Raw genomic sequence first — 19701 nt, 5'->3', positions numbered from 1 at the left:
ACGGAGCTTCCATGCGTATCTTCACCGCCTCGCTGGCGACGGAAACCAACACTTTCTCGCCGGTGCCGACCGACCGGGCGTCGTTCGAGATGGCGTTCTATGCCGGTCCGGGCAAGCATCCGGACACGCCGACCTTGTGCTCGTCGCCAATGGTCGCGCTGCGCCGGCGTGCAGCCAAGGATGGGCTGACCGTCATCGAAGGCACCGCCACCTGGGCAGAGCCGGGCGGCCTGGTGCAACGCCAGACCTATGAGGCGTTGCGCGACGAGATCCTGGGCCAGCTCAAGGCGGCGCTGCCGATCGACGCCGTCATTCTTGGCCTGCATGGCGCCATGGTCGCGCAAGGCTATGACGATTGCGAAGGCGATCTGCTGGACCGAGTCCGCGCAATGGTCGGGCCGGATGTGGTGATCGCGGTGGAGCTCGATCCGCACAGCCATCTGACGCCGAAGCGCGTCGCGGCGTCAAACGTCATGGCCTACTTCCTCGAATTCCCGCACACCGATTTCTACGAGCGCGGCGAGCATGTAGTCGAGCTTGGGTTGGCTGCCGCGCGTGGCGAGATCAGGCCTGTGATCTCGACCTTCGATTGCCGCATGATCCAGGTGCTGCCGACCAGCCGCGAGCCGATGCGCTCCTTTGTCGACCGCATCAAGGCGCTGCATGGCAAGGACGGCGTGCTGTCGGTCTCGGTCATCCACGGTTTCATGGCGGCCGACGTGCCGGAAATGGGCACGCGCATCCTCGTCGTCACCAACAATGACAAGGCCAAGGGCGATGCGCTGGCGGAGCGCTTGGGGCGTGAACTCTATGCCATGCGCGAGAAGACCGCGATGACGATGCTGAACACCGAGGACGGCATTGCGCGGGCGCTGGCTGTGCGCAAGGAAAACCCGGACAGACCGGTGGTCATCGCGGACATATGGGACAATCCCGGCGGCGGCGTCGCCGGCGACGGCACCGTCGTGCTGCGCGCCATGCTGGCACGCGGCATCGACAATGTCGGCGTGGCGACGATCTGGGACCCGATCGCGGTCACCTTCTGCCAGGCTGCCGGCGAGGGCGCCGTCATCGACCTGCGCTTCGGCGGCAAGGCCGGCCCGCTGGCCGGCGAACCGATCGACGCGCGCGTGAAAGTGCTGAAGGCGGTTGCCGAGGGCTGGCAGAGTTTCGGGCCGAGCCGGGTGACGCTCGGGCCGACGGCGCTGGTGCGCATCGAAGGCACCGAAATCGACATCATCCTCAACACCAACCGCACGCAAACCTTCGAGCCGGATATTTTCTCCAACATCGGCGTCGATCCGATGAGCAAGGATATCTTGCTGATCAAGTCGACCAACCATTTCTACGCCGGCTTCGAACCGATCGCGGCGGAGATTATTTATCTGTCGGCGCCGAGCTCGTACCCGAGCAATCCGGCGGTGACGGATTACAGGAAGCTGACGCGGCCGGTGTGGCCGAGGGTGGCCGACCCGTGGAAGGATGATGCCGGTAATCTCCCCCCTTGAGGGGGAGATGTCGCCACAGGCGAGAGAGGGGGTCGCCTCGCGTGAAGCGCTAACCCCCTGCGCCGAAGATGAGGGGCGCGCCCGGTCGGACCGACCCCCTCTGGCCGCTTTGGGGCCATCTCCCCCTCGAGGGGGAGATTAACTGCGCTACACCAATCCGCGCTTCACCATCATCGCCTCCGGCGACGGCATCTTGCCACGAAACGCCGTGTACAGCTCTTCCGGGTCCTTCGAGCCACCGGCGGCGTAGATGTTCTTCCGCAGCCGTTCGGCCAGCGCCGGGTTGAAGGGGTCTCCGGTTTCCTCGAAGGCGGCGAAGGCATCGGCATCGAGCACTTCCGACCACATGTAGGAATAGTAGCCGGCTGAATAACCGTCGCCGGAGAAGACATGGCCGAAATGCGGGGTGCGGTGGCGCATGGCGATGGTGTCAGGCATGTGCAGCTTCTCCAGCGTTTCGGCTTCGAATTGAAGCGGCTGGTCCGGCGCATCCGAGCGCGCGTGATAGGCCATGTCGATCAGCGCCGACGCCGTGAACTCGACCGTGGCGAAGCCGGCGCCGAAGGTGCGGGCGGCCAGCATCTTGTCGAGCAGCGCCTTCGGCATCGGCTTGCCGGTTTTCACATGCAGCGCATGCTTTTCCAGCACCGCCGGCACCGTCAGCCAATGCTCGTAGAGCTGCGAGGGCAGTTCGACGAAATCGCGGCTGACCGAAGTGCCCGCCACGGAAGGCCAGGTGACGTCGGTCAGCATGCCATGCAGGGCATGGCCGAATTCGTGGAACAGGGTCTTGGCCTCATCGACCGACAGAAGGGCGGCTTCGCCGGCCGGCGGCTTGGCAAAATTCATGATGTTGTAGATCACCGGCTTCGACCCGTTACCGAGCTTACAGCCGGACTTCAGCGCGCTCATCCAGGCGCCGGAACGTTTGGAGGAGCGGGCGAAATAGTCGGCAAGAAACAGGCCGCGTTCGCTGCCGTCGGCATTCTTCACCAAGAAGGTGCGCGCGTCGGGATGCCAGGTGGCAATGCCCTTCTTCTCCTCGAAGGTGATTCCGAACAGTTTGGTCGCAACGTCGAAGCAGGCGTCGATGACGCGGTCGAGCTGCAGATAGGGCTTCAGTTCCGCCTCGTCGAAGGCGAATTTTTCCGTGCGCAATTTCTCCTGGTAGAAGCGCCAGTCCCAGGCGGCAAATTTTTCGTTGCTGCCGGCCGCGGTCGCCAGCCGCTCCAGCTGCTTCTGGTCGGCGGCGGCCTTCTCCAGCGCCTTCTCCCAGACCGGATCGAGCAAATCGTGCACGGCTTTCGGCGTCTTGGCCATGGTGTCGTCGAGCTTGAGCGCGGCGAAGGAGGCATAGCCGAGCAGCTTGGCCTTTTCGGCGCGCAATTTCAGCATGTCGCGCACCACTGACGCGTTGTCGCTGGCGCCGCCATTCTGGCCGCGCATGGTGAAGGCGCGGAAGGCGGTCTCGCGCAGGTCGCGGCGCTCGGAGAAGGTGGTGAACGGCTCATAGATCGAGCGCGACAAAGTTACGGCGTAGCGGCCCTTCTGGCCGCGCGTCTCGGCGGCTTCGGCCATCGAGCTCTTCACGAAGTCCGGCAGGCCGGCGAGATCGGCCTCGTCGAGGAACAGCGCCCAGTCGCGCTCGTCGGCCAGCACGTTCTGGCCAAAAGTGGTGCCAAGCGAGGACAGTTCCTCGCTGATGTTGGCCAACCGCTTCTTGCCGTCGGCGTCGAGCTTGGCGCCGGAGCGGACAAAGCCTTTCCAGGTCTTTTCCAGCACGCGCAGCGTCTCGGCGTCCAGTTTGAGCGTTTCGCGGCGCTGATAGAGATCGTCGATGCGGGCAAACAGCTTCTCGTTCATCGAGATCGCCGAGAAATGCCTCGACATCTTTGGCGAAATCTCGCGCTCCAGCGCCTGGATCGCGTCGTTGGTGTGGGCGCCGGCCCGGTACCAGAAGATCGACGAGACATGGTCGAGCGGCTCGCCAGCAAGCTCAAGTGCTGCGAGCGTGTTGTCGATGGTCGGCGCATCCTTGTTGCCGGCAATGGCATCGATCTCGGCCTCATGCGCCTTCAGCGCTGCGTCGAACACTGCGGAGAAATCGCCGTCGCCGATGCTGGCGAAATCCGGCAGGCCGAGCGGCCCTTGCCATTTGGTCAGCGGATGGGCGGCGAGGTCGACGGTTTTCGTGGACGGCATGGGGATCTTTCGATGATTGGCGGGGCTTGCTGACCGATGTAGGGCGATGCCTGGCGCTGCGCAACAGCGCGACCGTTCAAGCTGGCGTCAGAAGCCGTCGCAATTTTCCGCGATCGCCGCTTGCGAACTGGCGGTGATGCGGTTGCCGGTGACGGCAAACGTCTCCTGCATCAGCATGTCATTGTTGGGAAAATCGTAGCAGGCGATGACCGTGGTGATGCCGGCCTCGCTTTTTTCGATGCGATGCCGGATCGCGGCGCCGGCGACCGCACCCTTCCATTCGTCGATTGAAGCGATGAATTCCTGTTTCGACTGCACGACGCCGAGATCGTCGAGCTTGATGCGGGCATCGTCGGCGAGCAGCTCCGACAGTTCGGTGCGATCGGCAACCAGCAGCGCCGAATACCAACGGTCGATGATGGCGCCGTCATCGGCGCGGGCAGGGGTGAGCGAGAAGAGCAGCGCCACCACGGCGAAAACGATCGAATGGCGATTCCGCATGGCTGCCTCCTCTTATTTGACCATGATCTTATCCGAAAACCGGTGCCCACTTTTCCGGATCATGATCTATGTCAAATCCGGCCGCTCGAAGTCGCCGGTGTCCTTGTTCATCACCCAGAGTTCGCCGGTCGAAATGTCGAACCAGGCGCCGTGCAGCGCCAGCCGTCCCTTGCCTTCGAGGATCGAAACGCAAGGGAAAGTCCTCAGATTGGCAATCGAATAGCGGATGGAAATGCGCTCGAGCGCCGTCTGCCGTTCGGTCGCCGTCATGAAGGTGCTGGACGACACGGTCTCGGCCGCCGGCGCGATCAGGCTCATCCATTTGCCGATAAAGTCGCCGGGCGACAGCGGCGCCGAATTCGGATCGAGCGCGGCGCGGATGCCGCCGCAGCGGCCATGGCCCATCACCACGATGTTTTTCACCTTCAGGCTCTGCACGGCGAATTCGAGCGCGGCGGAGGTCGAGTGGAACTCACCATCCGGCGCATAGGGGGGCACCAGATTGCCGACATTGCGCAACACGAAGAGTTCGCCGGGGCCGGCGTCGAAGATCGCTTCGGGGGCGGCGCGGGAATCGCAGCAGGCAACGATCATGGTTTCGGGCGACTGCCCCTCGCGGGCGAGCTCACGATAGCGTCCGCTCTCGGTGAGATAGCGGCCGTTCATGAAGTTGCGATAGCCGTTGAGAAGGTGTTCGGGGAGGTGGGGCATGGGCGGAGGACGGAGCCTTTCCGGGTTGGAGACGGCAGCTCGTTTTCAGTTGAGAAAGCCTCTAACGGCAAATGCCCGTCGCGGGCAATGCCGAATTGCGGATGGTTTCGTCGCAAATCGCCATGCGGCACGCATGGGTCGCGGCCTGCCTTACGCCCAAATGGCGACGGGAATGCCGAAACGGTCGGCAAGTGGTGGGTCGGGAAACGGTCTTGCCTTGCCGCTGGCGATGCGTCCGGCGATCAGCATCATGGCGGCCGCGTCGAGGAAATCGTCGGCAGCAGCCCCTTTCGGCGGCTTCTGGTCGAGAAAGTCCCTGAGATAGCCATGCCGGCACAGCAGCGCCTTGCGCTCTTCCATGCCAGCCGGATTGACGGCGCCCTTGATCTTCTTCGGCAGCGTCATCGGCTTTTCGCCATTCAGCCGACAGAAGGCGACTTCCGGGTGCGATTCGTAGACGCGGCTGCGCAGTTCTGGGCGCGCGATCAGCAGCGCGTCGATCTCGCGGATCTTGGCAAAAATGCCGAAAGCCTGGATCGAGACGCCACGTGGCGGATCGGAGGTCGCCTTGGCGATTTCGCTGGCGCGGCGATGCGCTTCGTACCAGGCCTCCACCGTGGTGAAGTCGTTGGTGTCGGCATAAAGGGCTGCGCGCGAGGGAATGGCAAAAACGCTGGATTGCCTGGCCCCGATCAGCGGCCGCACCAGTGCTTCCGGTCCGCGCCCGCCTTTCTGCGAAAAATCCGGCAGGCCGATGGGCATGTCGACGGCCATGATCGCATCGGCCGGCAAGGCGTCGAGCAAGGCCGCGAAGCTTACGAAGACGGAGACCGATGGCGAAGCGTCCGGATCGCGGTGGACAGCGATCCAGCCTGTTTTGCAGCCGTCGACGCCGACCAGCATACCGGACGTCACGCCCGGCGGTCCCGCCCTGGATGTGTGAGATGGCGCAGCTGCACCATCGCCATCGGGTGCGACAGGCTTTGCGCATCGGTTTCGAGCTGCAGTTCGTCGCCGCCGCGCTTGGCTGTGCGTGCCAGGATCTCGTAGACCGCCGCCGTGGTCGACTGCAGCGCCTTGATCGGCGGCTGTCCCGACAGGATGCGGGCGAGGTAGACGGCAGCCGTGAGGTCACCCAGCCCATTCGGCGGCTTGTCGATGAGGCGGTGTTCGGCCAGCAGCGCCTGGCTGCCGTCGAGTAGCAGATTGCCGGTGCCGCCGGTCATCATCGACGGCGCCGACGTCACCAGCATGGTGCGTGGTCCGGCATGAAGGGCAGCTGCAATGACCGATTTCAGATCGGGCAAGGGCGCGCCCGCCATCCACTCCAGCTCGTAGCGGTTGGGGGTGGCGATATCCGCGATCGGCATCAGCCGGTCGCGCATGGCGGCGGCCGTCGGCTCGGGCACGTAGAGCCCGCCGGAATCGCCCATCACCGGGTCACATATATAGACCGCGTCCGGCGTCTTCGCCTTGACCGCAGCAACCAGCGAAGCGACGGCCTCGGCCTGGCCGGCCTCGCCGAGATAGCCCGACAGCACGGCGCCGACCTCGCCCAGCCAGGGCGCGCGCTCGAGATCGGCCATCAGCGCCTTGAACTGGTCGAGCGGCGGCACGATGCGCGTGGCCCGCCCATGGCCGGGATGCCAGGGCAGGATGACCGTCGGCACCGCCCACACCGGGAAGCCCAGCGTTTCCAGCGCAAACACGGCGGCGCGGTTGCCGACCGAGCCGCGGGCGACATGGCTGGAAATGACGATGACCGCGCGCGGCGCGTCGGCTTTTTCGCTGTTCATGGAATTCCTAGCTGCCCCGGGAGACGAAATACACCAGCCAGATCAAAAGGCCGAGGGCGACGATGAGCCCAAGCGTTCGGCCAATGCGGGTGCCCCAGACCTCGATCGGATCGGAGCGGTCGGCCTCGGCGGCGGTGACGTGATCGCGCGCGCCTTTCGCGGCACGCGCGATGAACGACGTCCCGCCCGGGCCGCTCTCGTTTGCCACGCGCTCGATAATGCGGCGCGATTCGCTGTCATCGTCTTGGCGTTGCGCCATGATCCTGTCCTGTTTGCCGGCGACCTTATCGTGTTCGCGCGGTCAATCACAGGGCCTCGCGAGCGCATGCGTGCGCGCCAGCCGCAGACATTTTCTTGAGCGCAGATTGTGCTAATGCTTCCCATGCAACTTCTGTCGAGGGACCACACCATGTTTGCCCAGCGTCTTGCCTTCCCCTTCCGCAGCCTGCCGGCCGTGCTGATGATGGCCATTGTGCTGCCGCTGCTTGCCGGCTGCGGCTACAACACCATCCCGACAGCGGAGGAAAACGCCAAGGCAGCCTGGAGCGAGGTGCTGAACCAGTATCAGCGCCGCTCCGACCTGATCCCGAACCTGGTCGAGACGGTCAAGGGCTATGCGGCGCATGAAAAGGACACGCTCGACGCGGTGGTCGAAGCGCGCGCCAAGGCGACGCAGATCACGGTGACGCCGGAAACGCTGAAGGATCCCGAAGCCGTCAAGAGGTTCCAGGATGCCCAGGCAGGGCTGACCAGCGCACTGTCACGGCTGATCGCGGTGTCCGAGGCCTATCCCGATCTCAAGGCCAATCAGAATTTCCTGGCACTGCAGGCGCAGCTCGAAGGCACAGAGAACCGCATTGCAGTGGCGCGGCGCGACTACATCCTGGCGGTCAAGGACTACAATCTGACACTGAGGACCTTCCCCTCGGTGCTGTGGGCAACCTTCTGGTTCCGCAGCAACGAGCCCTTCGCCAACTTCACCGTCGAAGAAGACAAGATGCAGCCGCCGAAGGTCGATTTCGGCACGAAGCAGGGCGGATAAGCGATCGGTTGGCAAGCTTGGTCATTTTCGGCCTTGTATTCCTTCACACCCCCCTCTGTCCTGCCGGACATCTCCCCCGCAAGGGGGGAGATTGGCAGCTTCGTGGCCGGACATCTCTTTCAAACGGTGAAAATTGGCGAAAGCACAGATGACGTCCGATCTCCCCCCTTGCGGGGGAGATGGCCGGCAGGACAGAGGGGGGTGGGACGGGACGCCTACCTAGCCTTCCTTGGCATACTTCTCTGCTTCCTCTTCCCCCTGACAGCCTTCGCCGCCGATCTCCCCGCGCTGACCGGCCGTGTCGTCGACAATGCCGGCATCATCGATGCGGCGACCGAGGCGGCGCTCACCCAAAAACTCGCCGACTTCGAGACAAAGGGCTCCGATCAGATCGTCGTCGCCACCATCCCCAGCCTCGACGGGGAGGAGATCGAGCCTTACGCCAACCGGCTGTTCCGCTTCTGGAAACTCGGCCAGGCCAAGGAGAACAACGGCGTGCTGCTTGTGGTGGCGCCGAACGACCGCAAGATGCGCATCGAGGTCGGCTATGGGCTGGAAGGCACGCTGACCGACCTGCACACCAGGCTGATCATCGAAAACGACATGGTGCCGGCGTTTCGCGCCGGCGATTTCTCCGGCGGGATTTCCAAAGCCGTCGACGACATGGTCATGGTGCTGGAAGGCAATCCGGAAGAACTGGAGGCGCGCGGAAAGCGCAATGAGCAACCGCCCATCGACATGGACAATCTGTTCTTCACCGTCTTCATAACCATCTGGGCGATCATCTTCTTCGGCAGCATGGCGGCCTCCATCCTACCGCCGATCTTCGGCAAGAAACTCGGCCCCGGCCGCTATCGCTGGCTGGGCATGACATTCGAGCCAGGCCGGCGGTCATCCAGCAGCGGCTGGTCTTCGGGCAGTTCGGGCGGCGGCTGGTCGTCGGGTTCAAGCGGTGGTGGCGGCTTTTCAGGCGGTGGCGGTTCGTCCGGCGGCGGCGGCTCCTCGGGAAGCTGGTGACATGACCGCACGCACCATCAATTCCTGGCATCGCCGTCTCGTCACTATGACCGGCGCTGTTTTGCTGGGCCTGGCGGTTTTGCTCGTCGGCTTCGCAGCGCTGGCGGCGGAGTTGCCCGTACTCACCGGTCGTGTCGTCGACAATGCCGACATCATCGACGCCGCGACCGAGGCGGCGCTGACGCAGAAGCTGGCGGATTTCGAGACCAAAGGCTCCGACCAGATCGTCGTCGCCACGATCAACAGCCTCGGCGGCGAGGAGATCGAACCTTACGCCAACCGGCTGTTCAACTTCTGGCAGCTCGGCCAGGTGGGCAAGAACAATGGCGTGCTTCTGCTGGTGGCCAGGAACGACCGCAAGATGCGCATCGAGGTCGGCTATGGGCTGGAGGGCGCGCTGACCAATTCGCACGCCACACGGATCATTGAAAACGACATGGTGCCGGCCTTCCGCGTCGGCGATTTCTCCGGTGGCCTTTCCAAGGCCGTCGACGACATCATCAAGGTGCTCGAGGACAGTCATGGCGCTTGAGGGCAATCCGGAAGCGTTGGAGGCGGTGTCGATATGATGATGCCCATCATCAGCCCCTCCAGGCGTTTCACCGCCGGTGCGTTGTTTGCCTTGGCGGTGTTGATCTTCGGCTTTGCCGCCATGGCGGCGGAGTTGCCCGCGCTCACCGGTCGCGTCGTCGACGATGCCGGTATCATCGACCCCGCGACCGAGGCGGCGCTGACCCAGAAACTGGCCGACTTCGAGACAAAGGGCTCCGACCAGATCGTCGTGGCAACGATCAACAGTCTCGGCGGAGAGGAGATCGAGCCCTACGCCAACCGGCTGTTCCGCTTCTGGAAGCTCGGCCAGGCCGGCGAGAACAATGGCGTGCTTTTGCTGGTGGCGCCGAACGACCACAAGATGCGCATCGAGGTCGGTTATGGGCTGGAAGGCACGCTGACCGATCTGCACACAAAACTGATCATCGAAAACGATATGGTGCCGGCTTTTCGTGCCGGCGATTTCTCCGGCGGCATTTCCAAAGCAGTCGACGACATGGTCATGGTGCTGGAAGGCAATCCCGAAGAGCTGGAGGCGCGCGGCAAACGCAATCCGGCCGACAACAGCACGCCCATCGATCCTATCGTCGCGATCTTCCTGATCCTGTGGGCGACGATGTTCTTCGGCGGCCTGGCGATGGCCTTCCTGCCGCCGATCTTCGGCACCAAGCTGTCGCCGGGCGTGTATAAATGGCTGGGCATGACTTTTCGCTATGGCCAGGGACCGAGGGGATCGTCTTCGGGTTCAAGCAGCTGGACAACGAGTTCGTCGTCGGGCTGGTCCTCGGGCAGTGGATGGTCGTCAGGAAGTTCGGGCAGCAGCTGGTCGTCGGGCTCAAGCAGCGGCGGTGGGTTTTCAGGTGGCGGCGGTTCGTCCGGCGGTGGCGGGTCTTCAGGGAGCTGGTGAGAGACATGGCAACACGACCGATCAGCCCGCAGGAGCATGAGCGCATCGCCACCGCGATCCGCGCCGCCGAATCGAAAACCGACGGCGAGATCTACTGCGTCGTCGCGCATGCCAGCGACGGCTATTTCTTTCCGGCTGCCTTCATGGCGACATCCGGCATGCTGATCGTCAGTCTCGCCGTCGCCTATGGGCTGGAAGCCTGGTGGCTGTCGATCCGGCTGCCGCATTTCGTCATTGTACAGCTGCTGGCGCTGGCCTCGGTGCTGGTGCTGTTATGGGCGCTGCCCGCTTTGCGCATCCATCTGGTGCCGCGCCGGCAGCGTTACCAGGCAGCACATGACAATGCGCTCAGGCAGTTCCTCGCCCGTAACGTCCATCGCACCACGGCGCGCACCGGCGTGCTGGTCTTCGTGTCGATCGCCGAGCGCTATGCCGAAGTGGTCGCCGACTCGGGCATCAACAGCAAAGTCGGCCAGCATGTCTGGGACGGCCTCATCCGCGACCTTACGCAGCATGCCGGCGACGACCGGCTCGCCGACGGCTTCGTCAAGGCGATCGGGCAGGTCGGCGCGGTGCTTGCCGAGCATTTCCCGGTTACGTCGGGCGACGCCAATGAGCTGGACGACCATCTGGTCGAGATCTGAAAAGCCTGCAAACGCTACCCTGACGACCGTTTGACCGCCTCGGCTGCGCGCGTTTTCAAGCCGGCTCTGGCCCGATGTCACCAGTGTCGTGGTCGGCTGTGAGAAAGCGGTTGGCGAGTTGGCCTCGACTCTTGCAAATGGCCGATGCGGGTTTATGGTTAACAAATCATGAATACGCTGAGCATCGACATCAGGAAGGCAGAACCACGCGACGCTGGCGCCATCGCCGACGTGCACCAGCAGGCTTGGGAGGGCGCCTATTCCGGCATCATCCCGCATCGCTCGCTGACCTCGATGATCAACCGTCGTGGCGCAGACTGGTGGGCGAATGCGATTCGCCGTGCCGCCACCGTGCTGGTGGTCGAGATCGGCGGCACCATTGCCGGCTATGCCACGATCGGCAAGAACCGCGCCCGCGAACTTCGCCAGCAGGGCGAGATCTACGAGCTTTATTTGCGTCCGGAATATCAGGGCATCGGGCTCGGCAGCCGGCTGTTCAAGGCGGCGCGGGCACGGCTTGCCGATCACGGGCTGAAAGGCATGGTGGTGTGGGCGCTGGAAGACAACCAGAACGCGCTCGCCTTCTACACCGGCGCCGGCGGCCGCGATGTTGCCGAGGGCGTCGAGATTTTCGAGCAGAAGGCGCTGAAGAAGGTCGCCTTCGTCTGGGAATAGCAGGCGCCGCCTCGGTTACAGCCCATTCACAAACTGTGCGCTTCCATGAGCGCTGCGTACCAATCGCCGCATTGCGCCCTTGCGCTTCGCCCGCTATCGATCTTGGAAATCGAGAGAGGGATTGAGCCATGCGCATTGAAGCCGTTGCCAGCGGAAAGAACCCGCCTGAGGACGTCAACGTCATCATCGAGGTGCCGATCGGCGGCGAGCCGATCAAATACGAGATGGACAAGGAGGCCGGCACTTTGTTCGTCGACCGCTTCCTGCACACCTCGATGCGCTACCCCGGCAATTACGGTTTCGTGCCGCACACGCTGTCGGGTGATGGCGACCCGATCGACGTTCTGGTCTGCAACACGCGCGCGCTGGTGCCGGGCTGCGTCATCAATGTGCGGCCGATCGGCGTCTTGATCATGGAAGACAATGCCGGCCAGGACGAGAAGATCATCGCCGTGCCGTCGCCGAAGCTGACGCTGCGCTACGAAAACGTCACCGAATACACGCAGCTGCCCGAGATCACCCGTGACCAGGTGCAGCACTTCTTCGAGCACTACAAGGATCTCGAACCCGGTAAATGGGTCAAGATCGAAGGCTGGCACGATTCCAAATACGCCAAGAAGATGATTATCGACGCGATCGCGCGGGCGAAGGCGGCGAAGTAGGAGGCGAGGCTGGGGGTGCGAGCGGCCGCTAAGCACGGCGCCGCCCCTCATCCGCCTGCCGGCACCTTCTCCCCGTGTAGTGACGGGGAGAAGGGAGTAGCCCGGCCCTCGGCTTCTCATTCTGCAACGTGTGTAATTGGCGAAAGCTGCGATGACAGCGTCTTTCTCCCCGTCACTATACGGGGAGAAATGTCCGGCAGGACAATGAGGGGCAGCACGAACCGACGACACTGCATAAGGGGCGTTCCAACGCGAACGGCCCTTAGTTATCCACCCTACCAAACGCCGGCACATCGCCAATGACGGTGTGCTTGTCCTTGCCGCAGGCGAAACTCTTCGCCTTTTCGTCGGCCAGCTTGCGCGCCTGGTCGTTGGCTTGAGGGTTGCCGGTGGCGAGCACAAGGCCGATGGTGCAGCCATCGCGGGCTTCCATCTGGCCAACCTTGGCGACGAGCAGCACTTCGGTCGGCTTGTTCTCATCCTCGGGATTGCTGATCGAGCGGCGGTGGATGACGGCGAAAGGAACGGCGACGTCGCCCTTGCTCTCGATGCGCCATTCGACCTTGGCGCCGGACGAGTTGAAGCCGGAAAAGCTCTCCCAGACCGAGGTCATGTCGCCGCCGGGTGGAAAACCGTAAAACAGTGATTCACGCGCATCGTCATAGGCGATCAGCACGGGATAACCGCGATAGCCGGAGCAGGCGAGTTCGGCCCAGTCGCCGTCGCCCTCGTCCGCCTGCGCATAGGTCACGCAATCCTTTTGCGAATCGAGGTCGGTGTAGGCGCTGGATATGCCGTCGGCATGGGCTGCCTGGCAGAGGCCGGCAAGGGCAAAGGGGACAAGCAGCAGGGTGCGCATGTGGACGTCTCCCGTGGAGTTCGTTCCAGCCTATCGTCAAATTTTCGACAGGCCTAGCGTGCGCTATCAGGGGTTGGCGCCGCCCCTCATTGCCCTGCCGGGCATTTCTCCCCGTGAACGGGGAGAAAGAGGCTGGCCGCGCCCCGGCGATACTCTTGCAACGTCGGTGATTGGCGAAATCGGTGATGGGAGCGCCCCTCGCCCCGTTTACGGGGAGAGGATGCCGGCAGGCAGGTGAGGGGCGGCGCCAACGCTCGAAAATGTTATTTCTTCAAGCTCGCCTCGATCAGCAGGTCGGCGTTGCGGGCGACCGATGCCGCGGGTCCGCCGAGGCCGAACAGCTGGCCGCTGATATAGGCGCCCTCGATCAGGAGCAGCAGGCCGTCGCCGAGCGTGTCAGGGTCTTGTGCACCCATCGCTGCCGCCATTTCGCGCAAGCGGCGGCGCAGTTCCTGCTTGTTGGCTTCGCTGACGACGCGTGCCGGATGGCCGTGTTCGGGGTATTCCACCGCCGCGTTGGTCATGCCGCAGCCGCGATAGTCCGGTCTTTGCGTACGCTTGCCGACGCGGGTCAGGAAGGCGCTGATCTGCGCGCGCGGGTTGCCGGGATGGGCGGCCACGGCTTCGTCGAAACGCTCCCAATATTCACGGTCATATTGCCGCAGATACGAAGCGGCGAGCTCGTCCTTGGAGGGAAAGCTGCGGTAGAGGCTGGGCTTGGTCACGCCGGCGCGCTTGACGATTTCGTCGACGCCGATCGCCCTGATGCCGCGCCGGTAGAACAGGTCGTAGGCGACGTCGAGGATCTTCTTGGCAGCTTTGGGCGGCGCCGCTGCATGACCGTCGTTGATGGTCAGTTCAATATTTTTGTCCGTTGGCATAATATGACTCGATTGACAATGTTACCGATCGGTACGTATACCTGCCTCCACCCTGCAACGTACCGGTCAGTAACATGATAGCTCAATCCCGTCCCTTTGGCCAGCGCTACGCTTTCGTCGTGGTCGGCGTCATCTTCCTCTGCCTGCTGATCGCGGCCGGTCTGCGTTCGGCTCCCTCCGTGATGATGCTGCCGCTGGATAAGAGCTTCGGCTGGGGACGGGATACCGTTTCGATTGCCGCTGCCATCGGCATCTTCCTCTATGGCCTGACCGGGCCGTTCGCCGCCGCCCTGATGGAGCGGATCGGTCTGCGCCGCACGCTGCTCGCTTCGCTGGTGGTCATGTCGGGCTCAACCGCGCTCAGCCTGCTGATGACCGAGCCCTGGCATCTGTTCCTCACCTGGGGCGTGTTTTCCGGCATCGGCTCGGGCGCTGTCGCCACCGTGCTCGGCGCCACCATCGTCAATCGCTGGTTCAAGACCAATCGCGGCCTCGTCATGGGGCTGATGTCGGCCTCCAGCGCCACCGGCTTGCTGGTGTTCCTGCCGCTGCTCGCCTCGCTCGCCCAGTCGGGCGGCTGGCAGCCGGTCGCCATTGCCGTCTCTGTTGCCACCGCCTGTCTTCTGCCGCTGGTCTGGCTGCTGGTGCCGGAGCGCCCGGCTTCGATCGGCATGGTGCGCTATGGCGCCGAGGCCGATGACGTGCCGCCGGTGTCGCCGGCCTCGCAAGGCAATTTCCTGGCGCATACGCTCAACACGCTGCGCCGCGCCGCGGGAACCAGGGTATTCTGGTATCTGTTTGCCACCTTCTTCGTCTGCGGATTCACGACCAACGGGTTGGTCGGCACCCATCTGATCTCCTTTTGCGGCGATATGGGCATCGGCGAGGTGCAGGCGGCCGGCCTTTTGTCGATGATGGGCATTTTCGACCTGATCGGCACGACGCTGTCGGGCTGGCTCACCGACCGTTTCGACCCGCGCAAGCTGCTCGGTGTCTACTATGGCATTCGCGGCCTGTCGCTGATTTACCTGCCCTATTCCGGCTTCTCGGCGACCAGCCTGATCATCTTTGCCGTGCTCTACGGTCTCGACTGGATCGCCACCGTGCCGCCGACGCTCAGGCTCGCCAACGAAGCCTTCGGCGACCGCAGCGGCCCGATCGTGTTCGGCTGGATCGTCGCCGGTCATCAGGTCGGTGCGGCAGCCGCCGCAGCCTTCGGCGGCACCATGCGGGAATTGCAGGGCAATTATGAACTGGCCTTCCTGATCGCCGGCATGACGGCGATTGTGGCGGCGTGTCTGTCGCTGCTGATCAACACCACCCGGCCGGCCTTCGACCCGGAGCCGCAGGCGGCTTAAGCGCGACGCTAATCTCCCCCCTTGAGGGGGAGATGGCCGCGAAGCGGCCAGAGGAGGTCGGTCCGACTGGGCTCGGCGTCCTTGCGGCGAAGGAGGAGGTCAGCGCTCTACGCGCGGCGACCCCCTCTGTCGCCTTTGGCGACATCTCCCCCTCAAGGGGGGAGATCATCTGTCCATTGTTATCAAAACTTCATCTTTCCGAGATGCGGCTGAAACATTGAGGCTGGACGCTGGTGGCGGACGTTCAAGCCATCAGGAGACAGCCATGAACAAGATCTCGATGACCCGCCGCGCCTTCGTCACCTCAGCGAGTGCGGCCGGTCTGCTCGGCGCATCGGGCCTCGCTTTGCCCTATTATTCGCGCGCCAGCCAGCGCCCGGCGTTTACCCATGGCGTCCAGTCCGGCGATGTCGATGCCTCGAACGGCATGGTGTGGACGCGCACCGATCGACCCTCGCGCGTCATGTTCGAAGTGTCGTCGACCGAGAATTTCGCCAACGCCACCCGGCTGGCGCCGCTCGATACCTCGCCGGCCAGCGACTTTACGGTCAAGCGGCTGCTCACCGACTTGGCTGCCGACCAGGACATCTTCTACCGCATGACGGCCGCCGACCTCGCCGACATCAATGTCGTTTCCGAGCCGATCGTCGGGCGCTTCCGCACTGCACCCGCCTCGAAGCGCGATATCAAATTCGCCTGGTCGGGCGACACGGCCGGCCAGGGCTGGGGCATCGACGAGACCGGCATGAAGACCTACGCCACCATCGCGAAGCACACGCCCGACTTCTTCCTGCATTCCGGCGACACGATCTATGCCGATGGCGCCATGAAGGATGAGGTCGACCTGCCTGGCGGCGGCAAATGGAAGAACGTCGTCCTCATCGACGGCAAGCGCAAGGTGGCCGAGACGCTGGACGAGTACCGCGACCAGTGGAAGTACAACATGATGGACAAGAACGTTCTCGCCCTGAGCGCCATCTGCCCGACCTTCTACCAGTGGGACGACCACGAAGTGCTGAACAACTGGTCGGATTCGAAGGATTTGAGCGCCGACAGCCGCTACACCGAAAAATCCATCCATGTGCTGGCGGCGCGTGCGGCGCGCGCCTTCCATGAGATGACGACGATCCGCTACGAACCGTCGGAGCCGGGCCGCGTCTATCGCAAGATATCCCATGGGCCGCTGCTCGACGTGTTCTTCCTCGACATGCGCTCCTATCGCGGCCCCAACGGCCCTGACATGCAGGACACTATGACGCCGGAGTCCCGTATACTTGGCGAACAGCAGACCAAATGGCTGAAGCGCGAACTGGCCAACTCCAAGGCGACCTGGAAGATCATCGCCGCCGACATGCCGCTCGGCCTCGTCGTCTGGGACGACGGCACCAAGAAGGTCGGCGCGGAAGCCGTCAGCAATGGCGACAACGGTCTGCCCAAGGGCCGCGAGCTCGAGATCGCCGACCTTTTGCGCTACATCAAGAACGCCGGCATCACCAACACAGTGTGGCTGACGGCCGACGTGCATTACACGGCCGCGCACTATTACAACCCCGACAAGGCGCAGTTCCAGGACTTCAACCCGTTCTGGGAATTCGTCTCCGGCCCGATCCATGCCGGCACGTTCGGCCCCAACGATTTCGACATGACCTTTGGGCCGGAACTGAAATTCATCAAGGCGCCGACCGCCGAACAGGGCCAGAACCTGCCGCCCTCGGCTGGGCTCCAGTTCTTCGGGCTGGTCGATATTTCAGGGGCGACCGAGCAACTGACGGTGCGGCTGATGGATCGCGATGATAACGAGCTCTACAAGGTGACGCTGGATCCGGTGCGGTCGGCTTAGCCTGGATAGGTCGGCAGGACAGCACCCCCCTCTGTCCTGCCGGACATCTCCCCCGCAAGGGGGGAGATTAGCAGTTCTGCCGCTGGCGCAGGTTCTTCCGCGTTGACGATTGGCGAAAGCCGACGCGACATCTGATCTCCCCCCTTGCGGGGGAGATGCCCGGCAGGGCAGAGGGGGGTGTGACGGATCGCTACGCTTGGAGTAGGTGGGAACTGTCAATCCGGATAGCAAACCGTCGGAATTTTCGGCCAAACCGCGCTGTCGCACCCTGCCGCTTGCTGCCTCTGCCTGAACGATGCGCTGACCGGGCCGGTGACCACGGGGTCGACGCCATCAGGGGCGTCGGCGAACATCTGCTCGGCCGTCTGGTCAGAGGACGAGACTGGATTGGCTTCCTTCAGCGTCGCGGCCGATTGCGCGGCATTGGCCGCCAGCAGGGCAGCGAATGCGACCGAAGCGATGAGTGGCCAAAATCGGTTGAGTTTGTCGGTCATGAATTTCGAACTGCCCAGGCCCCGAAAGGTTCCCGCCTTGGTTAACAAAACCATCTCACACCGAGATGCTTAAGATTTGATGAGTATTTGGTGATGCGCCTCCTCTTTCGCAATTGCGAAAAACCCTGTATGAGCCGCGCAACCGAAAGAGGCGGCGCCTTTTGGCCTGCTGCCTGCAACGCTCCCGAGACCACAACATGAAAATTCGTAATATCGCGATCATCGCGCACGTCGACCATGGAAAAACCACCCTCGTCGACCAGTTGCTCCGGCAATCCGGCTCCTTCCGCGACAATCAGCGCGTCGCCGAGCGCGCTATGGATTCCAACGACCTGGAAAAGGAACGCGGCATCACCATCCTGGCCAAGGCGACCTCGGTCGACTGGAAGGACACCCGCATCAATATCGTCGACACCCCCGGCCACGCCGATTTCGGCGGTGAGGTCGAGCGCATCCTGTCGATGGTGGATTCGGCCATCGTGCTGGTCGACGCCGCCGAGGGCCCGATGCCGCAGACCAAATTCGTCGTCGGCAAGGCGCTCAAGGTCGGCTTGAAGCCGATCGTCGTCATCAACAAGATCGACCGTCCGGATGCCCGACACGTCGAGGTGGTCAACGAGGTGTTCGACCTGTTTGCCGCGCTCGACGCCACCGACGAGCAGCTCGACTTCCCGATCCTCTACGGTTCGGGCCGCGATGGCTGGGTCTCCGAAAACCCGGAAGGCCCGAAGGACCAAGGCCTGGCACCGCTGTTCGACCTCGTCATCAAGCATGTGCCGGCGCCGACCGTTCACCCCGGTCCGTTCCGCATGATCGGCACCATTCTGGAAGCCAATCCCTTCCTCGGCCGCATCATCACCGGCCGCATCGAGTCCGGCACGTTGAAGTCCAACCAGCCGGTCAAGGTGCTGCACCATGACGGCACGCTGGTCGAAACCGGCCGTATTTCCAAGATCCTCGCTTTCCGTGGCCTCGAGCGCCAGCCGATCGAAGAGGCGCAGGCGGGCGACATTGTCGCCATTGCCGGCCTGTCGAAAGGCACCGTTGCCGACACGTTCTGCGATCCGGCTGTGACCGAACCGCTGCATGCGCAGCCGATCGATCCGCCGACCGTGACCATGTCCTTCCTGGTCAATGACTCGCCGCTCGCCGGCACCGAAGGCGACAAGGTCACCAGCCGCGTCATCCGCGACCGCCTGCTGCGCGAAGCCGAAGGCAATGTTGCGCTCAAGATCGAGGAATCGCCCGATAAGGATTCGTTCTTCGTCTCCGGCCGCGGCGAATTGCAGCTGGCCGTGCTGATCGAGACGATGCGTCGCGAAGGCTTTGAGATCGCCGTGTCGCGTCCCCGCGTCGTCATGCAGAACGGCGAGAACGGCGAATTGCTGGAGCCGGTCGAGGAAGTCGTCATCGACGTCGACGAGGAGCATGCCGGCATCGTCGTGCAGAAGATGTCGGAGCGTAAGGCCGAGATGGTCGAACTGCGCCCCTCCGGCGGCAACCGCCAGCGCATCGTCTTCCACGCGCCGACACGCGGCCTGATCGGCTACCAGTCGGAACTCTTGACCGACACGCGCGGCACCGCCGTGATGAACCGGCTGTTCCATGCCTACCAGCCCTACAAGGGCGAATTGCCCGGCCGCACCAATGGCGTGCTGATCTCCAACGAACAGGGCGAAGCAGTGGCCTACGCCATGTGGAACCTGGAAGACCGCGGCCCGATGGTCATCGACCCGGGCGTCAAGGTCTATCAGGGCATGATCATCGGCATCCATTCCAGAGACAACGACCTCGAAGTGAACGTGCTGAAGGGCAAGAAGCTGACCAACATCCGCGCCGCCGGCAAGGACGAGGCGGTCAAGCTGACGCCGCCGATCCGCATGACACTGGAACGCGCGCTGGCCTGGATCCAGGACGACGAACTGGTCGAAGTGACGCCGAAGACCATCCGCCTGCGCAAGCTCTATCTCGACCCGAACGAGCGCAAGCGCTTCGAGAAGTCGGCGAAAGTGGTCGGCGCGGCTTAATCGTCTGATTTTTCCGGATATGGAA

At 63.5% G+C, this 19701-nt stretch carries 19 protein-coding genes and 1 pseudogene; 11 read left to right on the top strand and 9 right to left on the bottom strand.

The annotated features are described in order from the left end of the window. Nucleotides 1-11: 11 nt before the first annotated feature. The gene (locus AC1D1N_RS02450) at nt 12-1508 is read left to right on the top strand and encodes a M81 family metallopeptidase (protein ID WP_477346375.1); all 1497 of its coding nucleotides are present in this window, start codon (nt 12-14) and stop codon (nt 1506-1508) included. 147 nt (nt 1509-1655) lie between these two features. Here AC1D1N_RS02450 and AC1D1N_RS02445 read toward each other — a convergent pair whose 3' ends face one another. The 6 genes from AC1D1N_RS02445 to AC1D1N_RS02420 form a co-directional block, all read right to left on the bottom strand. Then, on the bottom strand, nt 1656-3710 hold the full coding sequence (locus tag AC1D1N_RS02445) for a M3 family metallopeptidase (protein ID WP_477346373.1): 2055 nt from the start codon (nt 3708-3710) through the stop codon (nt 1656-1658). Between the two features lie 87 nt (nt 3711-3797). Continuing rightward, nucleotides 3798-4211, bottom strand: coding sequence for a nuclear transport factor 2 family protein (locus tag AC1D1N_RS02440; protein WP_477346371.1), 414 nt, complete (start codon nt 4209-4211; stop codon nt 3798-3800). A gap of 66 nt (nt 4212-4277) precedes the next feature. Further along, nucleotides 4278-4922, bottom strand: a complete 645-nt coding sequence (locus AC1D1N_RS02435) for a carbonic anhydrase (protein ID WP_112561294.1) — start codon at nt 4920-4922, stop codon at nt 4278-4280. 150 nt (nt 4923-5072) lie between these two features. Next, complete coding sequence (locus tag AC1D1N_RS02430; RefSeq protein WP_436262345.1) at nt 5073-5825, bottom strand: DUF429 domain-containing protein; 753 nt, start codon at nt 5823-5825, stop codon at nt 5073-5075. An 8-nt stretch (nt 5826-5833) separates the two neighbouring features. After that, a complete protein-coding gene (gene pdxY, locus AC1D1N_RS02425) occupies nt 5834-6718 on the bottom strand; it encodes a pyridoxal kinase PdxY (protein WP_477346369.1) in 885 nt (294 codons plus the stop codon). Nucleotides 6719-6725: 7 nt separating this feature from the next. Beyond that, a complete protein-coding gene (locus AC1D1N_RS02420) occupies nt 6726-6977 on the bottom strand; it encodes a hypothetical protein (protein WP_203280706.1) in 252 nt (83 codons plus the stop codon). A gap of 150 nt (nt 6978-7127) precedes the next feature. Here AC1D1N_RS02420 and AC1D1N_RS02415 point away from each other — a divergent pair, with 150 nt between their 5' ends. The 7 genes and pseudogenes from AC1D1N_RS02415 to ppa all read left to right on the top strand — a co-directional run bounded on the left by AC1D1N_RS02415 (nt 7128) and on the right by ppa (nt 12217). After that, nucleotides 7128-7760, top strand: coding sequence for a LemA family protein (locus tag AC1D1N_RS02415; RefSeq protein WP_477346367.1), 633 nt, complete (start codon nt 7128-7130; stop codon nt 7758-7760). A gap of 201 nt (nt 7761-7961) precedes the next feature. Next, entirely contained in the window at nt 7962-8777 is an 816-nt protein-coding gene (locus tag AC1D1N_RS02410) for a TPM domain-containing protein (RefSeq protein ID WP_477346365.1), read from the top strand. Nucleotides 8778-8823: 46 nt separating this feature from the next. Continuing rightward, a pseudogene (locus AC1D1N_RS02405) lies at nt 8824-9291 on the top strand (TPM domain-containing protein); the annotation flags it as partial. A gap of 51 nt (nt 9292-9342) precedes the next feature. After that, entirely contained in the window at nt 9343-10236 is an 894-nt protein-coding gene (locus tag AC1D1N_RS02400) for a TPM domain-containing protein (protein ID WP_477346363.1), read from the top strand. A gap of 5 nt (nt 10237-10241) precedes the next feature. After that, nucleotides 10242-10880, top strand: coding sequence for a TPM domain-containing protein (locus tag AC1D1N_RS02395; RefSeq protein ID WP_477346361.1), 639 nt, complete (start codon nt 10242-10244; stop codon nt 10878-10880). Between the two features lie 168 nt (nt 10881-11048). Further along, complete coding sequence (locus tag AC1D1N_RS02390) at nt 11049-11555, top strand: GNAT family N-acetyltransferase (RefSeq protein ID WP_436262254.1); 507 nt, start codon at nt 11049-11051, stop codon at nt 11553-11555. Nucleotides 11556-11683: 128 nt separating this feature from the next. Beyond that, on the top strand, nt 11684-12217 hold the full coding sequence (gene ppa, locus AC1D1N_RS02385) for an inorganic diphosphatase (RefSeq protein WP_436262253.1): 534 nt from the start codon (nt 11684-11686) through the stop codon (nt 12215-12217). Nucleotides 12218-12479: 262 nt separating this feature from the next. Here the strand turns inward: ppa and AC1D1N_RS02380 are convergent, their stop codons facing one another. Beyond that, the gene (locus AC1D1N_RS02380) at nt 12480-13076 is read right to left on the bottom strand and encodes a hypothetical protein (protein WP_477346358.1); all 597 of its coding nucleotides are present in this window, start codon (nt 13074-13076) and stop codon (nt 12480-12482) included. Between the two features lie 263 nt (nt 13077-13339). Next, complete coding sequence (locus tag AC1D1N_RS02375) at nt 13340-13957, bottom strand: TetR/AcrR family transcriptional regulator (RefSeq protein WP_352586562.1); 618 nt, start codon at nt 13955-13957, stop codon at nt 13340-13342. A gap of 74 nt (nt 13958-14031) precedes the next feature. On the opposite strand from AC1D1N_RS02375, the gene AC1D1N_RS02370 reads away from it, so the two are divergent. Both AC1D1N_RS02370 and AC1D1N_RS02365 read left to right on the top strand, forming a co-directional pair. After that, nucleotides 14032-15315, top strand: coding sequence for an MFS transporter (locus tag AC1D1N_RS02370; protein ID WP_477346356.1), 1284 nt, complete (start codon nt 14032-14034; stop codon nt 15313-15315). Between the two features lie 265 nt (nt 15316-15580). Then, nucleotides 15581-17155: an alkaline phosphatase D family protein gene (locus AC1D1N_RS02365; protein ID WP_477346354.1), complete on the top strand. Its 1575-nt coding sequence runs from the start codon at nt 15581-15583 to the stop codon at nt 17153-17155. Nucleotides 17156-17370: 215 nt separating this feature from the next. Here AC1D1N_RS02365 and AC1D1N_RS02360 read toward each other — a convergent pair whose 3' ends face one another. Continuing rightward, nucleotides 17371-17649 (bottom strand): hypothetical protein, encoded by a 279-nt coding sequence (locus tag AC1D1N_RS02360; RefSeq protein ID WP_436262249.1) that lies wholly within the window; start codon nt 17647-17649, stop codon nt 17371-17373. A gap of 197 nt (nt 17650-17846) precedes the next feature. Here AC1D1N_RS02360 and typA point away from each other — a divergent pair, with 197 nt between their 5' ends. Continuing rightward, a complete protein-coding gene (typA, locus tag AC1D1N_RS02355) occupies nt 17847-19676 on the top strand; it encodes a translational GTPase TypA (RefSeq protein ID WP_112561307.1) in 1830 nt (609 codons plus the stop codon). Nucleotides 19677-19701 lie beyond the last annotated feature (25 nt).

The sequence above is a fragment of the Mesorhizobium sp. P2_B5 genome (assembly GCF_056404775.1).
Note: the sequence above shows the minus strand (reverse complement) of the source record. Positions and strands in the feature narration are given on the sequence as shown.

Coding starts and splice junctions, on each gene's coding strand:
- AC1D1N_RS02370 (WP_477346356.1), top strand. CDS start 14,032: ATGATAGCTCAATCCCGTCCCTTTGGCCAGCGCTACGCTTTCGTCGTG.
- AC1D1N_RS02435 (WP_112561294.1), bottom strand. CDS start 4,922: ATGCCCCACCTCCCCGAACACCTTCTCAACGGCTATCGCAACTTCATG.
- AC1D1N_RS02365 (WP_477346354.1), top strand. CDS start 15,581: ATGAACAAGATCTCGATGACCCGCCGCGCCTTCGTCACCTCAGCGAGT.
- AC1D1N_RS02440 (WP_477346371.1), bottom strand. CDS start 4,211: ATGCGGAATCGCCATTCGATCGTTTTCGCCGTGGTGGCGCTGCTCTTC.
- AC1D1N_RS02450 (WP_477346375.1), top strand. CDS start 12: ATGCGTATCTTCACCGCCTCGCTGGCGACGGAAACCAACACTTTCTCG.
- AC1D1N_RS02420 (WP_203280706.1), bottom strand. CDS start 6,977: ATGGCGCAACGCCAAGACGATGACAGCGAATCGCGCCGCATTATCGAG.
- pdxY (WP_477346369.1), bottom strand. CDS start 6,718: ATGAACAGCGAAAAAGCCGACGCGCCGCGCGCGGTCATCGTCATTTCC.
- AC1D1N_RS02375 (WP_352586562.1), bottom strand. CDS start 13,957: ATGCCAACGGACAAAAATATTGAACTGACCATCAACGACGGTCATGCA.
- ppa (WP_436262253.1), top strand. CDS start 11,684: ATGCGCATTGAAGCCGTTGCCAGCGGAAAGAACCCGCCTGAGGACGTC.
- AC1D1N_RS02395 (WP_477346361.1), top strand. CDS start 10,242: ATGGCAACACGACCGATCAGCCCGCAGGAGCATGAGCGCATCGCCACC.
- AC1D1N_RS02360 (WP_436262249.1), bottom strand. CDS start 17,649: ATGACCGACAAACTCAACCGATTTTGGCCACTCATCGCTTCGGTCGCA.
- AC1D1N_RS02430 (WP_436262345.1), bottom strand. CDS start 5,825: ATGCTGGTCGGCGTCGACGGCTGCAAAACAGGCTGGATCGCTGTCCAC.
- AC1D1N_RS02380 (WP_477346358.1), bottom strand. CDS start 13,076: ATGCGCACCCTGCTGCTTGTCCCCTTTGCCCTTGCCGGCCTCTGCCAG.
- typA (WP_112561307.1), top strand. CDS start 17,847: ATGAAAATTCGTAATATCGCGATCATCGCGCACGTCGACCATGGAAAA.
- AC1D1N_RS02415 (WP_477346367.1), top strand. CDS start 7,128: ATGTTTGCCCAGCGTCTTGCCTTCCCCTTCCGCAGCCTGCCGGCCGTG.
- AC1D1N_RS02400 (WP_477346363.1), top strand. CDS start 9,343: ATGATGATGCCCATCATCAGCCCCTCCAGGCGTTTCACCGCCGGTGCG.
- AC1D1N_RS02445 (WP_477346373.1), bottom strand. CDS start 3,710: ATGCCGTCCACGAAAACCGTCGACCTCGCCGCCCATCCGCTGACCAAA.
- AC1D1N_RS02390 (WP_436262254.1), top strand. CDS start 11,049: ATGAATACGCTGAGCATCGACATCAGGAAGGCAGAACCACGCGACGCT.